Annotated in this window: 12 protein-coding genes; 6 read left to right on the forward strand and 6 right to left on the reverse strand. The window is 61.8% G+C overall.

Annotated elements, in window-relative coordinates:
• Window positions 1-92 precede the first annotated feature (92 nt).
• The 5 genes from M2103_RS00935 to M2103_RS00955 form a co-directional block, all read right to left on the reverse strand.
• Window positions 93-1,085, reverse strand: coding sequence for an SH3 domain-containing protein (locus M2103_RS00935; protein WP_277508137.1), 993 nt, complete (start codon window positions 1,083-1,085; stop codon window positions 93-95).
• On the reverse strand, window positions 1,082-1,891 hold the full coding sequence (locus M2103_RS00940) for a pseudouridine synthase (RefSeq protein ID WP_277508138.1): 810 nt from the start codon (window positions 1,889-1,891) through the stop codon (window positions 1,082-1,084). The genes M2103_RS00935 and M2103_RS00940 overlap by 4 nt, the downstream gene beginning before the upstream one ends.
• 70 nt (window positions 1,892-1,961) lie before the next feature.
• On the reverse strand, window positions 1,962-3,911 hold the full coding sequence (locus M2103_RS00945) for a S9 family peptidase (protein WP_277508140.1): 1,950 nt from the start codon (window positions 3,909-3,911) through the stop codon (window positions 1,962-1,964).
• A gap of 119 nt (window positions 3,912-4,030) precedes the next feature.
• A complete protein-coding gene (locus M2103_RS00950) occupies window positions 4,031-4,618 on the reverse strand; it encodes a crossover junction endodeoxyribonuclease RuvC (RefSeq protein WP_277508142.1) in 588 nt (195 codons plus the stop codon).
• A 210-nt stretch (window positions 4,619-4,828) separates the two neighbouring features.
• On the reverse strand, window positions 4,829-5,818 hold the full coding sequence (locus tag M2103_RS00955) for a hypothetical protein (protein ID WP_277508143.1): 990 nt from the start codon (window positions 5,816-5,818) through the stop codon (window positions 4,829-4,831).
• A gap of 168 nt (window positions 5,819-5,986) precedes the next feature.
• On the opposite strand from M2103_RS00955, the gene leuS reads away from it, so the two are divergent.
• Together leuS and M2103_RS00965 are read left to right on the forward strand one after the other, a co-directional pair.
• A complete protein-coding gene (leuS, locus tag M2103_RS00960; RefSeq protein ID WP_277508144.1) occupies window positions 5,987-8,659 on the forward strand; it encodes a leucine--tRNA ligase in 2,673 nt (890 codons plus the stop codon).
• A gap of 94 nt (window positions 8,660-8,753) precedes the next feature.
• Window positions 8,754-9,212, forward strand: coding sequence for a transposase (locus tag M2103_RS00965; RefSeq protein ID WP_277508145.1), 459 nt, complete (start codon window positions 8,754-8,756; stop codon window positions 9,210-9,212).
• A gap of 92 nt (window positions 9,213-9,304) precedes the next feature.
• On the opposite strand, the gene M2103_RS00970 is transcribed toward M2103_RS00965, so the two are convergent.
• Complete coding sequence (locus M2103_RS00970; protein WP_345783529.1) at window positions 9,305-10,951, reverse strand: NAD+ synthase; 1,647 nt, start codon at window positions 10,949-10,951, stop codon at window positions 9,305-9,307.
• A 129-nt stretch (window positions 10,952-11,080) separates the two neighbouring features.
• Here M2103_RS00970 and ilvE point away from each other — a divergent pair, with 129 nt between their 5' ends.
• The 4 genes from ilvE (at window position 11,081) to M2103_RS00990 (ending at window position 16,545) form a co-directional block, all read left to right on the forward strand.
• Window positions 11,081-11,947 carry a branched-chain-amino-acid transaminase gene (gene ilvE, locus M2103_RS00975; RefSeq protein WP_277508147.1) on the forward strand — a complete coding sequence of 289 codons (867 nt, stop codon included), beginning with the start codon at window positions 11,081-11,083 and terminating at the stop codon, window positions 11,945-11,947.
• A 276-nt stretch (window positions 11,948-12,223) separates the two neighbouring features.
• Window positions 12,224-14,212, forward strand: coding sequence for a metallophosphoesterase (locus M2103_RS00980; RefSeq protein ID WP_277508149.1), 1,989 nt, complete (start codon window positions 12,224-12,226; stop codon window positions 14,210-14,212).
• Between the two features lie 83 nt (window positions 14,213-14,295).
• Window positions 14,296-15,537, forward strand: a complete 1,242-nt coding sequence (locus tag M2103_RS00985; RefSeq protein ID WP_277508151.1) for a serine hydrolase domain-containing protein — start codon at window positions 14,296-14,298, stop codon at window positions 15,535-15,537.
• Window positions 15,538-15,570: 33 nt separating this feature from the next.
• Window positions 15,571-16,545: an endonuclease/exonuclease/phosphatase family protein gene (locus M2103_RS00990; RefSeq protein ID WP_277508153.1), complete on the forward strand. Its 975-nt coding sequence runs from the start codon at window positions 15,571-15,573 to the stop codon at window positions 16,543-16,545.
• Window positions 16,546-16,571 lie beyond the last annotated feature (26 nt).

Below are 16,571 nucleotides of genomic sequence, written 5' to 3' on the forward strand. Positions count from 1 at the left end.
TTCAATTTTGGATTGGGGGCGTTCCCGCGCCATTGGATTTTCCCCGGACGCTGGCGCGATCCGAAATCGAAAATCCGGAACCCAAAATTTCCTCACTTTGCCTGCAGCGTCTCGGCCTTGATCACAATATCCTGGGTGTTGGGAACGCCCGCGATGGAGCCGTTCACAACCACGGTGCGCCCGATGTAGGTTTCAAATTGCTCGGTCACGACGATCTTGCCCAGGTCGAGGTAGGCGAGGCGCGTGCCGTCCGCGGCAGTGAGTTGAAACTCATACGGGCGGCGAGGCATGAAGGCGCGGCGTGTCGACGCAAAAGTGCCCTCAAACGTGCGCGGCACCGCGGCGCTGCCGGCATCGGCCGGCTTGGCCTCGTAAGTGCGCCCGCCGCCCATCGGCGTGGGCGCGGTCGTGGATGCGGTTGTCGTCGTGGTTGCCGCGCCGGAACGGGTTTGTTGTTGCGGCAATTGAGCGCCGCCCTGCGTGGAAACGGAAAGCGGACGCTGATCCTTGGGCGCGGCGGTCTGGTGCGGCGCGTAGGGAACGGTCCCGGCTTGTTGCACGCCTTGCGTCTCCGCGGGCGCGGGCGGAGCGGCTGGCGGCGGCGTTGTTTCCGGCGCGGGCGCGGGCGCCGCCGGTGCGGTTGCGGGAGGCGTGGGCGCGTCTGTGTTAATGTAGCCGGTCGATTTTTTGATGATGTGCATCTGCACCCATTTGCCTTGGATGCCGCGCAATTCCGTGATGTCGCCCGCGGCCATCGTGCCGAGGGACGCGGCATCGAGCTTGGGCTCGGCGCGCAATGTGACGCCGGGTTTCACGTCGAGCTCCTTGTTCAGCTCGCTGTCGCGCACCCACACATCGAGCGCGGCGGTGATGGAGATCGCCTGCCAGCCTTCGGGCAGGGCGACCGCGGAGGCCGCGGTGGCGGGCGAGGGCTCGTCGCCGGCTTTCAGGGTGAGCATAACCGGCGCGGCATAATCGGGGCTGGCATGGACGGGCGTGTCGCCGGCAAGCGGCGCGGCATTGAGCGCGGCGGCAAACGCCGCGCATAGTGCGGGGATGAAGACGATGCGCGTGATGTGTTTCATTGTTTTTTACTCCTTGAAGGCCGGTTTTTGAGGGGCGTTTTTTTGCTTTTTTCCGCGGCGGGCGCGGGAATCTTGAAAAGTTTTTCGATTTCGCGCGGCGTGAGCGGCTTGACCGCGCGCACCGGAATTCCCTTCAGCGGAAACGCGCCGATTTGATAGCGTTTGAGACGTTTCACGTCGAAGCCGAGCGTGGAAAAGAGGAGGCGGATTTCGCGTTTTTTTCCGTGGTGCATCTGCACGTCGAGCTGCGCGGAATCCCCGGCGGAGTTGGGCGCGAGAAACCGGACGCGCTCGACCTTGAGCCGCTCACCCTCGTAAACGATGCCCTTGGTGAGCAGATTTTTTTTCGCGGCGGGAAAAGGTTTTTTGAGCAACACGAGGTAGTGCTTCACGACCACGTTGCTCGGATGCATGAGCCGGTGCGCGAGGTCCCCGTCGGTGGTGAGGATGACAAGCCCCTCGCTGTCCTTGTCGAGACGGCCCGCGCAGAAAAAGCGGTGCTTGGAAAACTCGCGCGGAAGCACGGTGAATATCGTGTCGGCGTCATGCGGGTCGTAGTTGGAGCAGATGAGGCCGCGCGGCTTGTGCACGGCGAGCGTGACGCGCGGCGAGGCGGCGACGCGGATGGTCGAGCCGGAGACGGTGACTTTGTCCACGCCGGGCGTGATGCGCTGGCCGATGGTGGCGCAGGCGCCGTTGACCCACACTTCGCCCTCGCGAATGAGCGTTTCCGCGGCGCGCCGCGAACACACGCCGGCATCGGCGATGTATTTCTGGATGCGTATGGTCTCGGTGGCGTCGCTCATATCTTGGTGCAAGGCCGCATTGCGACGCAATTTGACGGGCGACGCAAGCCCTTGCACATTTCGCGCGTCATTATTGCCCCAGCAGATTTTCCCTCAAAAACAGAATCGTTGTCAGGAACTGGTAGTCGATGTTGGCCTTTTTCTTGAAGCCGTGGCCCTCGTCATTGGCCATGAGATACCAGACTTGGTTGCCCTGGGCGCGGAGCGCGGCGAGAACCTGCTCCGCCTCGGAGGCGGGCACGCGCGGATCGTTTTTGCCCTGCACGATGAGCATGGGCTTCTTGATTTTCGAGATGCTCGTGGTGGGCGAAACTTGCTCAAGAAACGCATGCATTCTTGGGTCGCGCTCGTCGCCGTATTCGGCGCGGCGCAGATCGCGGCGGTAGTCCTGTGTGTTTTTCAGGAATGTAAGGAAGTTCGAAATGCCCACGACATCGATGCCGCAGCGCATGCGGTCGCCGTAGTGAATCATCGTCGAGAGCGACATAAACCCGCCGTAGCTGCCGCCGGTCACGGCCATGCGCCCGGCGTCGAGGCGCGCGTCGGCCTTGAGCGCGTCGAGCAGCGCGCCGATGTCCTTCACCGAGTCCGCGCGCTTGTAACCGTTGTCGAGCGAGACAAAGGTTTTCCCGTAGCCGCTCGATCCGCGGACGTTCGGATACACGATGGCGATGCCGAGCTCGTTGAGATAATAATTGTTCTGCGCCAGGAAGCGCGGACGAAACTGCGACTCGGGGCCGCCGTGGATGTTGATGAGCACGGGACGCGGGCCGGGAAACTTTTTCGAGTCGGGCAGGTAGAGAAACGCCGAGATTTCAAGCCCGTCAAAACTCTTGAACGAAATCAGCCGCGGCTCGACAAACGCGCCCGCGTCCAAGCCGCCCGTCTCGCTTTCCGTCCAGCGCTCAAGCGCGCCGGTCGCGAGGTTGATCGAATAGGTGTCGGCGGGACTGCGCGCGGAGGTGAGCGTGAACGCAAAATCGACGCCATTCGCATGCCACTCCATCGAGCCGATTACTCCCGCGGGAATTCGCGGCGCGGGCAGCTCGCGGCCTGTTTCCAAATCGAGAAAATGCAGCGTGCTCACACCGGCCTCGTTGACCGCGTAGGCGAGCTTTTTGCCGTCGGGCGTTTGCTCGAACCTCTCAACATCCCAACGCAGCCCCCGCGTGAGCGGCGTGATCGCGCGCGTGGCGAGATCGTAGCGCACAAGCGTCATGAACTCCGAGCCGGTGTCGGTGATTGCAATGATCGACTTTCCATCGCGCGCGAATTGCGCGCCCGCCCAGGAAGCCCTCGCGACGCCCTCGCCGGCGGGCGTGACGAGTTCCATTTTCCCACTGGCAACATCGACCACGTAGTAGCGGCTTTCGTTGATCGAAACATATTCGCGCACGAGCAGCCATTTGTCGTCAAACGACCATCCGCCCGCGCGCCATCCCCCGCCCTTCATTTGCGCAAGCATGCGATCCGTGCGCGCGGGATCGGCGGGGTCCATGATGTAAACGTCATTGTCGGCGCCATTACGGCGCGTGGAGGTGTAGGCGATGCGGTCGCCACGGTGCGACCAGACGCCGCCGCCGTTGCGCGATTTGCCGTCGGTCAAAAGCGTGATGCGCCCGTCGGAATCGTAACGATAAAGCTGATAAAATTCACCGCCGCCCCTGTCCTGGCTGAAAAGGATGTAGTCGCCCGTTTTCGGATGATACGAAGCGCCGGCCACCGGCTCGGAAAGAAAGGTGAGCTGCTTGCGCTGGCCGAGCGGGTTGCGCACGAGGTGCAGTTGCGCGGACTCGGCAAAGCGCGTGGTGACGAGCAACTCGCGCCGCACCGGATGCCAGCCGTTGAACACGGCCGAGCGAAACTCCAGATACCGCGAAACATCCCTCCTTAACTCGGACGGGATCGCCGGAATGCCATCGGCAACAAGATTCGCGGGCACTCGCGCGACCAGCGGCAACCCCGCAAACACCGGCAAAAGAACAAGGGCAAGGACAACGGCAAAGAAAGGTTTTTTCATGCGCAAATGTTGGCCGCCCAAAAAGCGGCGTGGCAACGGAAAAGGCGGATGAATACAGAATACAGGAGTCGGGCGTCGAAACAAAGAAGATGCCCGCGACGCGGATGTTACCCGCAAGACTAGTCCGCGCCGCGCCAAGTGAACGCATGGCACAACGCCACGCCCGCGGCGTCGGCTTCGTCGTAGGCGAGCTGACGCCCGTGGCCGAGCATGCCCATGACGGTGCGCGCCATTTGCTCCTTGCTCGCGCGGCCCGCGCCGACAACGGCCTGCTTCACGCGCAACGGCGGATATTCAAAAATTGGCAGCTCGTGCAATGCCGCCGCTGCGATTGCCGCGCCGCGCGCCGCGCCGAGGATTTGCGCGGTCTGGAAATTCTGCACGTAGATTGTCTGCTCGAGCGCGACATGGCGCACCGGCACGGTCGATTCGGTTATGAACGAGGTTACCGCGCGGTGAATCTCGGCGAGCGCGACGGGCATTGGCAGTTTTGACTTCACCGTGACCGTCCGGCAGCGCAGGAGCACGGGCGCGCATTTGGGCGCAAACTCGATCAACGCGAGGCCGGTGCCGCGCAAACTTGGGTCGATGCCGAGGATGCATCCGGCATAGGGCGCGCGAGTAAGCGCAAAATCACCGCGCGTAACCTCGTCCGTCGGGGAAAGTTTCCCCGACAGCTTTGCCGCCCACATTTGCCTGACTGTCATGCGCGCCATGATTGGGAAAACAAAACCACCATCTGGCGCAAACTGCCAAGTCCGCATTTTAACGAACAACGCGCGAAATCCTTAATCACGGCCGGTTGCCACCCACTTGCCCAAGAGCATGGGCAACAAAATCAAGAAGCTCCCACGGCAGCCACAAAGCAGAGGAGCCCGCCTAAATATCCACCTCACCCGGTTTGTTCCTGGCAATGCTCACAAAGCCCCCGGGGCACCCTGCTGTTTCTGCAAAGTTCGAAGCGCTTTGTAGCCCATGCAGAGGCAGACGACGGCGACGATGTGGAAAATAATTCCCACCATGGATTCCGCGCCGGTCAGTGCGACCAGCAGAAGCGTGTCGAGCGTGAGCGCGATGATCCCAACAATGAATGCCCACGCCTGATGTTTCGTCGCGGCGTAACCCAGGCCGACGAGACAACCGACCGCGCTGATAGTGGTAATCGCACCCGCAGTCGTGCCAAGCGCGCCAAATTGCAGGCCGATGGCGTAGATCAATTCGGTGATCCCGAGCCCGATCGCGAAGCGCCATGTCGCCTCCGTGTGCGCGAGCAAAACATTTATGCCTGACAACGCCGCAACCCAATACAACCAGTGCGCGCCCGATTTGATTTTTTTCAACAACTCCGCATCGAATGGCGCAAGGTCGGGTTGTGGAATAGGAGGCGGTGTGGTTGCAACATCAAGCTCCATGGGCACTCCGGATGCCGCAGCCGGCGCAGTTGACACCTGATTCTTTTGAATGGCGTCGATGAGAGCCGCACGGAATGAGTCAAAGTCCAAATCGCCCGCGGTTGGATGCGTGAGATCAAACAACGGCGCGCCATGCTCGTCCTTGAATGTCTCCACATCGCGCACTTTTAGCGCTTGAAAAAACGCGAGAACAAAAGGGACGGCGAGTGCCAGCGCCACCACCCAAATCCATGTCGGATTCACGGAAAAAATCACATTCACATTCACGCCGATGACTGCAATCAGGAGCAGCACCGAGGCGCTTCCTTTCAGCACCTTGGGGCTTCGTCCCTTGACGCGCATTGACGGGAGCGACACCCGGACAAGTTCGATCGTTGTCTCGGATTTCTTTTTGTCGTTTGTGAATGTCTCAACAGTGAGCGTGCCGTCCCTGAGTTCGAAGATTCTGTGTGAGCCAAAGAAAGGGGGTTCAGTATAAATGGAAGATGCGGACATGGGGAATGCGTTTGTTTATTGGAGGCCAGGGCAACACGAAAACTAGATCATGAATACGCGGGCGCAAGGCAAGTGTATCTTAGAATACGCGCCCCTCCCGAATCCCGCCATTTCCCGCCATTGACGCTTGCGCGCATTTTCCGCACAGTCGCCGTTTTTCATTTTCCAATGGCCACGAACTGCACCGATTACGACTTCTCCCAAATTGAGCCGCACTGGCAGAAAATCTGGGACGAAAACAAAACCTTCCGCACCTCCAACGACACGTCGAAACCCAAGTTCTACGTGCTCGACATGTTTCCGTATCCGTCCGGCAGCGGCCTCCACATTGGACACCCCGAGGGCTACACCGCCACCGACATCATCACCCGCGCCAGGCGCGCCCAGGGGCAAAACGTCCTGCACCCGATCGGCTGGGACGCGTTCGGCCTGCCCGCCGAGCAGCACGCGGTGAAAACCGGCGCGCATCCCGCCACCAACACGCAGGCCAACATCACCGCCTTCCGCCGCCAGCTCAAAGCGCTCGGTTTCGCCTACGACTGGGACCGCCAGGTCGACACCACCGACCCGAAATACTACAAGTGGACGCAGTGGATTTTCCTCCAGCTCTTCAAGCGCGGCCTCGCCTACGTCGACGAGCGCCCCGTGTGGTGGTGCCCCGAATTGCGCACCGTGCTCGCCAACGAGGAGGTCATCGACGGCAAATCCGAGGTCGGCAAATTCCCCGTCGAACGCCGCAATCTCCGCCAATGGGTGCTCCGCATCACGGCCTACGCCGAGCGCCTCCTCGCCGATCTCGCGCACGTTGACTGGCCCGACTCCACCAAGCGCATGCAGGAGGCGTGGATCGGTCGCAGCGAGGGCGCGGAAATTGTTTTTTCGCTCGAACCCGGCACGCCCGCCGACGCCGCGTCGCCCGGGGGACTGAAGGTTTTCACCACGCGCCCCGACACGCTCTACGGCGCCACCTACATGGTCATCGCGCCCGAACATCCGCTCGTTGACGCGCTCACCACGCCCGAAAACCGCGACGCCGTCGCCGCCTACCGCAAGCAGGCCGCCGCGAAATCCGACCTCGACCGCACCGACCTCGCCAAGGACAAGTCCGGCATCTTCTCCGGCTCCCACGCGATCAATCCCGTCAACGGCGCGCGCATCCCGATCTGGATCGCCGACTACGTGCTCATGGGTTACGGCACCGGCGCGATCATGGCCGTGCCCGCGCACGACCAGCGCGACTGGGAGTTCGCCAAGAAATTCGCGCTTCCCATCATCCCCGTCGTGCAACCGCCCGCCGGCGTGGAAGTCGATCTCGAAAAAGCCTCCTTCGAGGCCGACGGCACCATGGTCAACTCCGCCGAGTTCGACGGCCTGCCCGTCGGGGAGGCGAAGAAAAAAATCACCGCCAAGCTCGCCGCGCAAAATCGCGGCAAACCCACCGTGAACTACAAGCTGCGCGACTGGCTCTTCTCGCGCCAGCGTTACTGGGGCGAGCCGTTTCCCATCGTGTGGGTCAGCGAGGCCGATTACAAAAAAGCCGCCGCCACCCGCGCAGCCGACCTGCCGCCGCAACCAGTGACATATAAGGAGTCAGAAGTCAGGAGTCAGGAGTCAGGAGTCAATCCCTCCGGCAGCGAAGCGGCTGCTGATCTACCCGCTACTAATCCGCAGACTTGGTATGCGCTCCCGCTCCCCGAGCGCGCGCTCCCGCTCACGCTGCCCGAAATTCAAAACTATCTTCCCAGCGGCACCGGCGAAAGCCCGCTCGCCAACGCGACCGACTGGCTCGAAATCTGGTTCAACACCGACACCGGCGAGGCCGTTCCCGCCGCGCAGCCGAAACCCGCCGGGGACGAATGGGCGCGCGCCCGTCGCGAGACAAACACCATGCCGCAATGGGCCGGCTCCTGCTGGTATTACCTGCGCTATCTCGACCCGCAAAACGAAACCGCCATCGCCGATCCCGCGCTCCTCAAATACTGGGGAGTGCCCGACCTCTATGTCGGCGGCGCGGAGCACGCCGTGCTCCACCTCCTCTACGCACGCTTCTGGCACAAGGTGCTTTTTGACATCGGCGTCGTTCCGCAAAACGAGCCCTTCACAAAACTCTTTCACCAGGGAATCATCCTCGGCGAGGACGGCGAAAAAATGTCCAAGAGCCGCGGCAACACCGTCAATCCCGACGACATCATCAAGACGCACGGCGCCGATTCGCTCCGCCTCTATTTGATGTTCCTTGGCCCGCTCGAGGCGATGAAACCCTGGAACCCGCAAGGCATCGAGGGCGTGCACCGCTTCCTGCAAAAAGTCTGGCGCGAAGTCATCTCGCGCGAAGGCGGCATCAACCCGAAAATCTCCGCTGACGCGAAGGACAGCGACGAACTCGTCAAACTCCTCCACGAAACAATCAAGAAAGTCACCGACGACATCGAGGGCCTGCGTTTCAACACGGCGATCTCGGCGATGATGATCTTCAGCAACGCGCTCCAAAAAGCGCCCGCCGTGAGCACCGCGACCGTCCGCGCCTTCATTCAACTCCTCGCGCCCTTCGCCCCTCACATGACGGCGGAACTCTGGTCGCGCCTCGGCGAAACCGGCCCCGTGCTCGAAGCCCCGTGGCCGAAATACGATCCCGCGAAACTCGTGGTGACGGAGCAAAAAGTCGTCATCCAAGTGAACGGCAAAAAACGCGGCGAAATCATGCTCCCCGTCGGCGCGACGCAAGACACCGCCCTGGCCGCCGCCAGGGAAAACCCCGACGCGCAACCGCACCTCGCCGGCAAGGAAATCAAAAAAGTAATCTACGTCCCCGGCCGAATTCTGAATCTCGTCGTCGGGTAAAAGGTAGGGCGAAGCCTCCGGCTGCGCCGAAACCGCTAAATGGCTTGCATGTCGAACGGCTCAGCCGGAGGCTTCGCCCTACCCAAAACAAGCCATGAACGCGCTGCCCCAACGCAAACCCCTCGGTCACGAAATTCCGTCTTGGGTGCGTGATGGTGAAATTTATTTTATAACCATCTGTGCCGAAAACCGCGCAGCCCGCCCGCTCATCCAAGGCACCATCGCTCACAATTTACTCGAAAGCGTCGCCTACCTGAATGACCACGACCAATGGTTCGCGCGATTGTTCCTGGTCATGCCCGACCATGTTCACGGGTTGATTTCATTTCGCGCTGACAATTCCATGCCGCGTCGCATCGCCGCGTGGAAAAGTTTCACGACGAAACAGTTTGGCGTGAAATGGCAGGATCGTTTTTTTGACCATAGATTACAGCGTGATGAATCGTTGGATGAAAAAGCGCATTACATTCGCATGAATCCAGTGCGCGCAGGTTTGGTCGATGCTCCTGAAAAATGGCCGCATGTCCTGGATGGATACAAACGACTCGGGTAGGGCGAACCGTCCCGGTGAGCCGCGGGCACCGCACGTAACTCGAACCGTTCCGGCTCACCCGGAGGGTTCGCCCTACCTCAATAATCCGCGCATCAACTCACATATTTCTGCACGATCGGGATTCTTCGGCCCGTGCCGAAGGCGAGCGGGGTGATTTTCAGGCCGGGGGCGGCTTGCTTGCGCTTGTATTCGTTGAGGTCGATTTTGCGGATGATGTCGTTCACCACGGCGGCGTCGAATCCGCGCGCGATCAATTCGCGGCGGCTTTCGCCTTCCTCGACGTAACCTTGTATCAACGCGTCGAGTATTTCGTAGGGCGGCAGGCTGTCCTGGTCGGCCTGGCCGGGGCGCAGCTCGGCACTCGGGATTTTGTCGATTGTGTTTTGCGGAATGATTTCGCGGTCGCGGTTGATCCAGCGCGAGAGGGCGTAAACTTGCGTTTTCAACACGTCGGAAATCACTGCGAGGCCGCCGCACATGTCGCCGTAGAGCGTGCAGTAGCCGACGGCGATTTCGCTTTTGTTGCCGGTGGTGAGAAGCAGCGAGCCGAACTTGTTTGAGAGCGCCATCATGAGCACGCCGCGAATGCGCGCCTGGATGTTTTCCTCGGCGACATCGCGGGGGCGTCCGGCGAAGGTCGGCGCGAGCGCGGTTTCGCACGCGCCGACGGCATCGGCGATGGAAATGGTTTCAAAACGGATGCCGAGATTTTGCGCGAGGGCGCGCGCGTCGTCGCGCGAGTGTTGCGACGAGATTTCCGAGGGCAGCGAGATGCCGGTGACGTTTTCCGCGCCGAGCGCCCCGACCGCTATCACCGCGACAAGCGCCGAGTCGATGCCGCCGGAAAGCGCGATGTGCGCGCGCTTGAAGCCGGACTTTTGCGCGTAGTCGCGCAGGCCGAGAACGAGCGCCCGATGGATGCCCGCCTCGCCGGAACACGGCGCGTTATCGGACTGATCGGACTGATCTGTCCGATTGGACAGATCGACAATTTTTAGCTCTTCGGCAAAAGCCGCGCAGCGCGCCGTGATCTTTCCGTTTGCGTCCACCACGAGCGACTGGCCGTCGAAAATCAGCTCGTCGTTGCCGCCGAGGGCGTTGACGTAGACGAGCGGGCAGCGCATTGCGCGCGCGGCGTCGGTGACGAGCTGCTCGCGGACGCAGCCCTTGTTGTAATGCCAGGGGCTGGCGGAGAGATTGATGGCGATGTCGGGATTTTGCGCGGCGAGCGTGGCGACGGGGTTGGTCCGGTAGAGGCGCGCCGTGTCGATGGCCGGGTTTTTCCAAAGGTCCTCGCAAATCGTCACGCCGATGCGCAGGCCGTTGTGGTGGATGATGCGCGGGATGTCGGCGGGCTCGAAGTAGCGGTCCTCGTCGAAAACGTCGTAGGAAGGCAGCAACGATTTGCGCGCGATGGCGGTGATCTCGCCATTGTGGCAGAACGCGGCGGCGTTGAAAAAGCGGCGGCCCTCCGCGGACGGATTGGTTTCGACGAAACCGACGAGCGCGGGCACGGCGCCGATTTGCACGGCGATTTCGTTGAGCGAGTCCTCGTTGTCGGGCACGAAGCTGCGCTTGAAAAGCAGGTCGCGCGGCGGATAGCCGGTGACGGCGAGCTCGGGGAAGACGACGAGTTCCGCGCCTTGGGCGACGAGCGCGCGATAGGCGTCGAGAATTTTGGCGCGATTGCCGGCGAGGTCGCCGACGATGGTGTTGATTTGTGCGAGGCCGATGCGCATGTGAATGGGCAGGAGTGAAGAGCGAAGGAGGGGACGTGAAAAGGGGAAAGTGTCCATGGGGCGTTCCGGCGTTCATAAAATCCGTATTCGACAAACGCAGCCCGCGTTTATTAATGGTTTCGCTTTGCCATGAAAATCTATCTCGACGGAAAATTTGTAGACAAGGCCGAAGCCAAAATCTCCGTGTTCGACCACGGACTCCTCTACGGCGACGGCATTTTTGAGGGCATCCGCCTCTACTCGGGCAACGTATTCCGTCTCGAAGAGCACCTCGAGCGCCTCGAATACTCCGCCAAGGCCATCATGCTCAAGATGCCGTGGAGCCGGAAGGAAATCGCCGACGCCACCTGCGAAACCTGCCGCCAAAACGGCCTCACCGACGGCTACATCCGCCTCGTCGTCACGCGCGGTGTCGGCGACCTCGGCCTCTCGCCCTGGCTCTGCCCCGCGCCCTCAATCTTCATCATCGCGGACAACATCAAGCTCTACCCGCAGGAGCATTATGAAAAGGGCCTCGACATCGTCACCGTGCCCACGCGCCGCGTGAACGCCGCCGCGTTCAGCCCCGCCATCAAGTCGCTCAACTATCTCAACAACATCCTCGCCAAAATGGAGGCGCGCCAGGCCGGCGTGCAGGAGGCGATCATGCTCAACGACCAGGGTTACGTCGCCGAGTGCACGGGCGACAATATCTTCATCGTCCACAAGGGCGAAATCATCACGCCCGCCGCCTCGCAAGGCGCGCTCAAGGGCATCACCCGCGGCGCGATCTTCGACGTCGCCCGGGAAATCGGCGTGCCCATCCGCGAGGACAACCTCACCCGCTACGACATCTGGAACGCCGACGAGGCTTTCCTCACCGGCACCGCCGCGGAGACGCTTCCCGTGGTGAAGCTCGACGGCCGCGAAGTCGGCAACGGCAAGCCCGGTCCGGTCTTCCAAAAAGTCCTCGCCGATTTCCGCCGCCGCGTCGTCACCGAAGGCACGAAAATCTAAGCGATCACGAACGGGCGCGGGCGCGCCAGCAAGCCGGTCGTTGACAATTGACATGACTGAAGGGGATCAAACCTCGGGCCTGTTATAAAACTGCGATGAACTGCTCCCTGGCCGCGCCTCGCCACGTTTCGAAACCTCAAAGTAAATTTTTATCCTCCCTTGCGCCTCTCCGCGCACCCCTGCGTCCGCCCAATTCGTCCCCGGCGTCGTCGCGCCAAGTTTCCCGTGTCCCGAAAAAACATTTAACCTCAAGCGCCTCCCCGCGTCTCAATCAAGATGAACCCAAAAACTCCCCGCAGTCTCCATGCGCTCCTTCTGGCTTCCGCGCTCGCCCTTTGCCCGCTTCTTCCGGCGAAGGCGGTGATCGACGCCGGCTTCGAAACCGGATTGCCAGCCGGCGTAAGCGCCAGCCGCATCAAGATCGCCACTGACACCAGTCGCGCGCACTCGGGACGCGCCTCGCTGCGAATCACCTCGGAGTCGAAGGGCGAATGGAGCCACCTCACGTTTGCGCTCGACGGCAAGCTGGACTTCTCCGCCAACCACGAGTTTTCCGTGTGGGTTTACACCGAGCCGAAAACAAGGTTCTCCGCATACATGGCCGCCGATGACGGTAGCGGCGAACCTTACGTCGTCGTCCGCGCCCTCGGCAATGTCGAGCCCGGCAAATGGTGCCGGCTCAGCGGCACGGTTTATGCCGGCGACTGGCGCAAAAACGACCGCGACTTCAAGCTCGTCATCCGAGTCCGCGGCACCTGCTGGATCGACGACCTCTCGCTCGTCTCCGGCCTGCCCGAAACGCCCTCGCAAGTCTGGCCCCGCCTCAAGGACGCCCTCCACGACGCGGCGGACAAACGCGCATCAACCATCGCCCCCGGCGGTTCACTCGCGCTCGACGCCCGCAACGCCGCGCTCGCCCCCGACACCGCCCGCGCCGAAACCGCCCTGCCCTCCGGCGCGACCGCCGTCATTCCGAGCGAGGGCATGCTCGTCTTCGCAATCGACGCCAAGGACGACCTCGATCTCACCGGCTCGATTCAACTCGAACCCGACGCCGACGACCTCCGCCCCGGCCTGCGCGTCACCGTGCTTTCCGACGACACCGTGATCGCCGCCCCCGGCGTGAAAGCCGCCCCGTGGAGAACCAAATACGACGCCAAAAAACGCCCGTCCCCCATTACAACAGAGCTTCGCGGCGAACGCCCGCCCGCCACCATTCCGCTCAACAACTGGCGCATGACCAAGGGCCGCCACTACATCGCCGTCGCCGGACCGCACATGCGCCCCGGCGGCACCTTTGCCCGGCTGGAACTTCGCGCCGCCGCCCGTCCCGCTGAAAAACCGCTCCACACCTTCGGGTTTTTCGCCGACACGCACCTCGGTTTTGGCCGCATCACAAAGGCCACCGCCAAGCTCAACGCCCGCACGGCCGGGCAACTGGAATCCACGCTCCGCCAGCTCAAGCGCGAAGGCGCGGACTTCGCCATCATCGCCGGCGACATGACCGACAACGGCCGCCGCAGCCAGTTCGAGGATCTTGCCCGCGCCACCAAAAACGCAGGCCTCCCCGTTTACGGCTGTGTCGGCAATCACGACACCGGACGCGACTCCCGCGCCGACATTGCCGCCACGATTCCGCATCTCTTCCCCGACGGTCCCGACAAAACCGATTACGCTTTCACGCGCCCGCCGCTGCGCTTCATCGTGCTCGACGGTTCCCACTGGCGCGCGAAGGGCGGCCCCATTACGCCCCACCGCGTTTCCGGGGTTCCCGACCAAACCATGGTCTATCGCGAAGACATGCTCGACTGGCTGCGCGACACCCTCGCCGCCGACACCGACACGCCCACCATCGTCATTTCGCATTATTTGTTTCACCTCCGTCGCGGGATTTCGACCGTGAGCGGCTATAACCTCGGCAAGACGCCCGCGATGAACAAGGAACTCATGGCCGTTCTCGCCGCCTCGCCCAACGTCGTCGCCACGTTGAACGGCCATCATCACAGCAATGCGGTCACGCGCCATCGCGGCATCACCAGCATCCAGAACCCGGCCTTCGCGTCGTGGCCCAACGCCTATCGCGTGTTCCGCGTTTACGCCGACCGCATCGAATGGGAAGTCCGCCAAATGCCCAACCGCGGCCTCATCCGCGAAAGCGCCAATCCCAAGATGGGAATACTCTGGATGCTTTCAATCTACGACAACGACCTCGCCGGCACCATCCCGCTCGCCCCGCGAGGCATCACTTCAACCCAAACAGAATAATCCACAGATAACGCAGATGGACACAGATGAATCCCGGTATTTATCTGCGTGCATCTGCGTTATCTGTGGATAAAAAAAACATCATGAACCCAAAACACTCCCTCAACCTCCGCGTTTCCCTTCTCGCCGCGATTGCGCTCGCGCTCGCGCCGCTGCTCCGCGCCGGGCCGTTTGCCGACACCGCGCGGCCTTATGTTGACGACGGCACGATCGCCGGAACCGTTTTCCTCGCCGCCGACGGCAAAAAAGTTCTCGCCTGCGAAGCCGTCGGACTGGCCGACATCGCCGGCAAAAAACCCATGCGCGAGGACAGTTTGTTTTGGATCGCCTCCATGAGCAAACCCATGACCGCCGCCGCGTTCATGATGCTTGTTGACGAAGGCAAGGTCTCGCTCGACGACCCCGTCTCAAAATACATCCCCGCGTTCGCCCAGCGGCAAAAAATCGTTTCCAAGGAATCCGAAAAACTCGGCGACATCGCCAACTACACCCGCGACCCGTCCGCGCCCGAGGTCGAGTCCAGGCAGGCCGCCGCGCCCGCCGCCGTTTACCGGAAAACCCCGATCACCATCCGCCACCTGCTCAGCCACACCGCCGGGCTGCGTTACAGCGTGCCCGAGGAAAAACCCACCTTCGACCGCCTCCCGCTTTCCAAGCTGGTCGATATTTACGCCGCCAGCGACCTGCTCTTCGAGCCCGGCACCGATTACTCCTACGCCAACACCGACATCAACACCATCGGGCGCATCATCGAAATCGTCAGCGGCATGCCCTACGAGGACTTCCTGCAAAAACGCCTCCTCGACCCGCTCGGCATGAGCGACACCACTTTCTGGCCCGACGCAAAACAGGTCGAACGCATCGCCACCTGCTACCGCGGCGACCCGAAAAAGCGCACGCTCACCGCGCAGCCCAACGCCTACCTCCGCTATCCGCTCAACGACCGCGCCAACCGCCACCCCTTCCCCGGCGGCGGCCTGTTCTCGAGCGCGCGCGACGTCGCGCGCTTCGGACAATTCCTGCTCAACAAAGGCGAGTTCAACGGCAGACGACTCCTCAGCGAGAAGGCCGTCGCCGAAATGACGCGCCGCCAGACACCCCCGCACACAAAAACCGCCTACGGCCTCGGCCTGAACCTCGGCAAGGGCGAACCCGGCGGCAAATACGGCCACGGCGGAGCCTACAGCACCAACCTCTCGATCTGGCCCAAGGAAAACCTCGTGACGGTTTTTATGGTTCAAAGAATCAGCAAATGGGGCGGCCCCAACGGCGGCAAAATCCGCCCCGCCCTCGAAAAAGAAGCCGTTAAACTCACCACAAAATAACACTCCTTTGCGGCTAAAAACAAAACCCTTCCCATGAAAAAAAACATCCTCCTCACACTGCTCGCATTCACGAGCGCGGCCTTCGCGCTCACCGTCCAATCCGCGCCCGTGCGCGTGCTCACCTACAACATCCTCGCCTCCCAACCGAGCTGGGAAGTGAGCGCCAAATGCGATGTGTGGGAAAAACGAATGCCCCTTGTCATCGAAGTCATGCGCGACAAAACCGGCGGCGCGGGCTACGATTTTATCGGCACGCAGGAAACGTCGATTCACCCCACCGCCGAGCTCCACCAAGTCAACCAGCTCGCCGACGCGATGAAGGGCTACGGCTCGCTCCACGCGGCCGTTTCCGGCGAGGAAAACAGCAAGGTCGCGAAAAAATTCGCGCTCACCAACATGATCTTCTGGCGCAAGGACCGCTGGGAAATCGACCCCGGCGACAGCGGCACATTCTGGCTTTCCGACACGCCCGAAATCCCCGGCTCGAACACCTGGTCGCCCGTTGATCCCAAGACCGGCAAAAGCACCAACAAGGGCGGCCAGCGCAACGTCAGCTACGGCCTCTTCCACGAAATCGCCAACGGCAAGCGCACCGGCAAAAAAGTGTATTTCTACAACACCCACCTCAACGTCTTCGTGCCCGAGGCCCGCTTGAAATCCGCATTTCTCATCATGGACCGCATCAAGAACCGCAAGGACAAGTCCGCGCCGATCATACTCACCGGCGACTTCAACTCCCTGCGCAACGACTCCCGCGGCGACGGTTACGTCTACAAATACCTCACCGGTTTTCCGATCAAGTTCGAGGACGCCACCTACTCGCCGCCGCAAGCGCTGGTCGAGGCCTTCGAGGAAGCGGGCAGCCCGAGGGAAAAACTGCCGCGCATCGACTTCATCTTTTCGAGCAAGGGCCTGAAACCAACCTCCGCCGCCAACGTGGACATCCGCCGCAACGGCATCCGTCCCAGCGACCACGCCCCCATCGCCGCCGTGCTGGATTGGGAGTAGTCAAGGTAGCACAGGCATTCCTGTCT

The organism is Ereboglobus sp. PH5-5 (assembly GCF_029504805.1).
In the GTDB taxonomy this organism is placed as follows: domain Bacteria; phylum Verrucomicrobiota; class Verrucomicrobiia; order Opitutales; family Opitutaceae; genus Ereboglobus.

Bases quoted from the DNA above. Each gene is read 5' to 3' on its own strand.
- M2103_RS00970 (WP_345783529.1), bottom strand. From the start codon at position 10,951: ATGCGCATCGGCCTCGCACAAATCAACACCATCGTCGGCGACCTCGCC.
- M2103_RS00980 (WP_277508149.1), top strand. From the start codon at position 12,224: ATGAACCCAAAAACTCCCCGCAGTCTCCATGCGCTCCTTCTGGCTTCC.
- M2103_RS00950 (WP_277508142.1), bottom strand. From the start codon at position 4,618: ATGACAGTCAGGCAAATGTGGGCGGCAAAGCTGTCGGGGAAACTTTCC.
- M2103_RS00935 (WP_277508137.1), bottom strand. From the start codon at position 1,085: ATGAAACACATCACGCGCATCGTCTTCATCCCCGCACTATGCGCGGCG.
- M2103_RS00955 (WP_277508143.1), bottom strand. From the start codon at position 5,818: ATGTCCGCATCTTCCATTTATACTGAACCCCCTTTCTTTGGCTCACAC.
- leuS (WP_277508144.1), top strand. From the start codon at position 5,987: ATGGCCACGAACTGCACCGATTACGACTTCTCCCAAATTGAGCCGCAC.
- M2103_RS00965 (WP_277508145.1), top strand. From the start codon at position 8,754: ATGAACGCGCTGCCCCAACGCAAACCCCTCGGTCACGAAATTCCGTCT.
- M2103_RS00945 (WP_277508140.1), bottom strand. From the start codon at position 3,911: ATGAAAAAACCTTTCTTTGCCGTTGTCCTTGCCCTTGTTCTTTTGCCG.
- M2103_RS00990 (WP_277508153.1), top strand. From the start codon at position 15,571: ATGAAAAAAAACATCCTCCTCACACTGCTCGCATTCACGAGCGCGGCC.
- M2103_RS00985 (WP_277508151.1), top strand. From the start codon at position 14,296: ATGAACCCAAAACACTCCCTCAACCTCCGCGTTTCCCTTCTCGCCGCG.
- M2103_RS00940 (WP_277508138.1), bottom strand. From the start codon at position 1,891: ATGAGCGACGCCACCGAGACCATACGCATCCAGAAATACATCGCCGAT.
- ilvE (WP_277508147.1), top strand. From the start codon at position 11,081: ATGAAAATCTATCTCGACGGAAAATTTGTAGACAAGGCCGAAGCCAAA.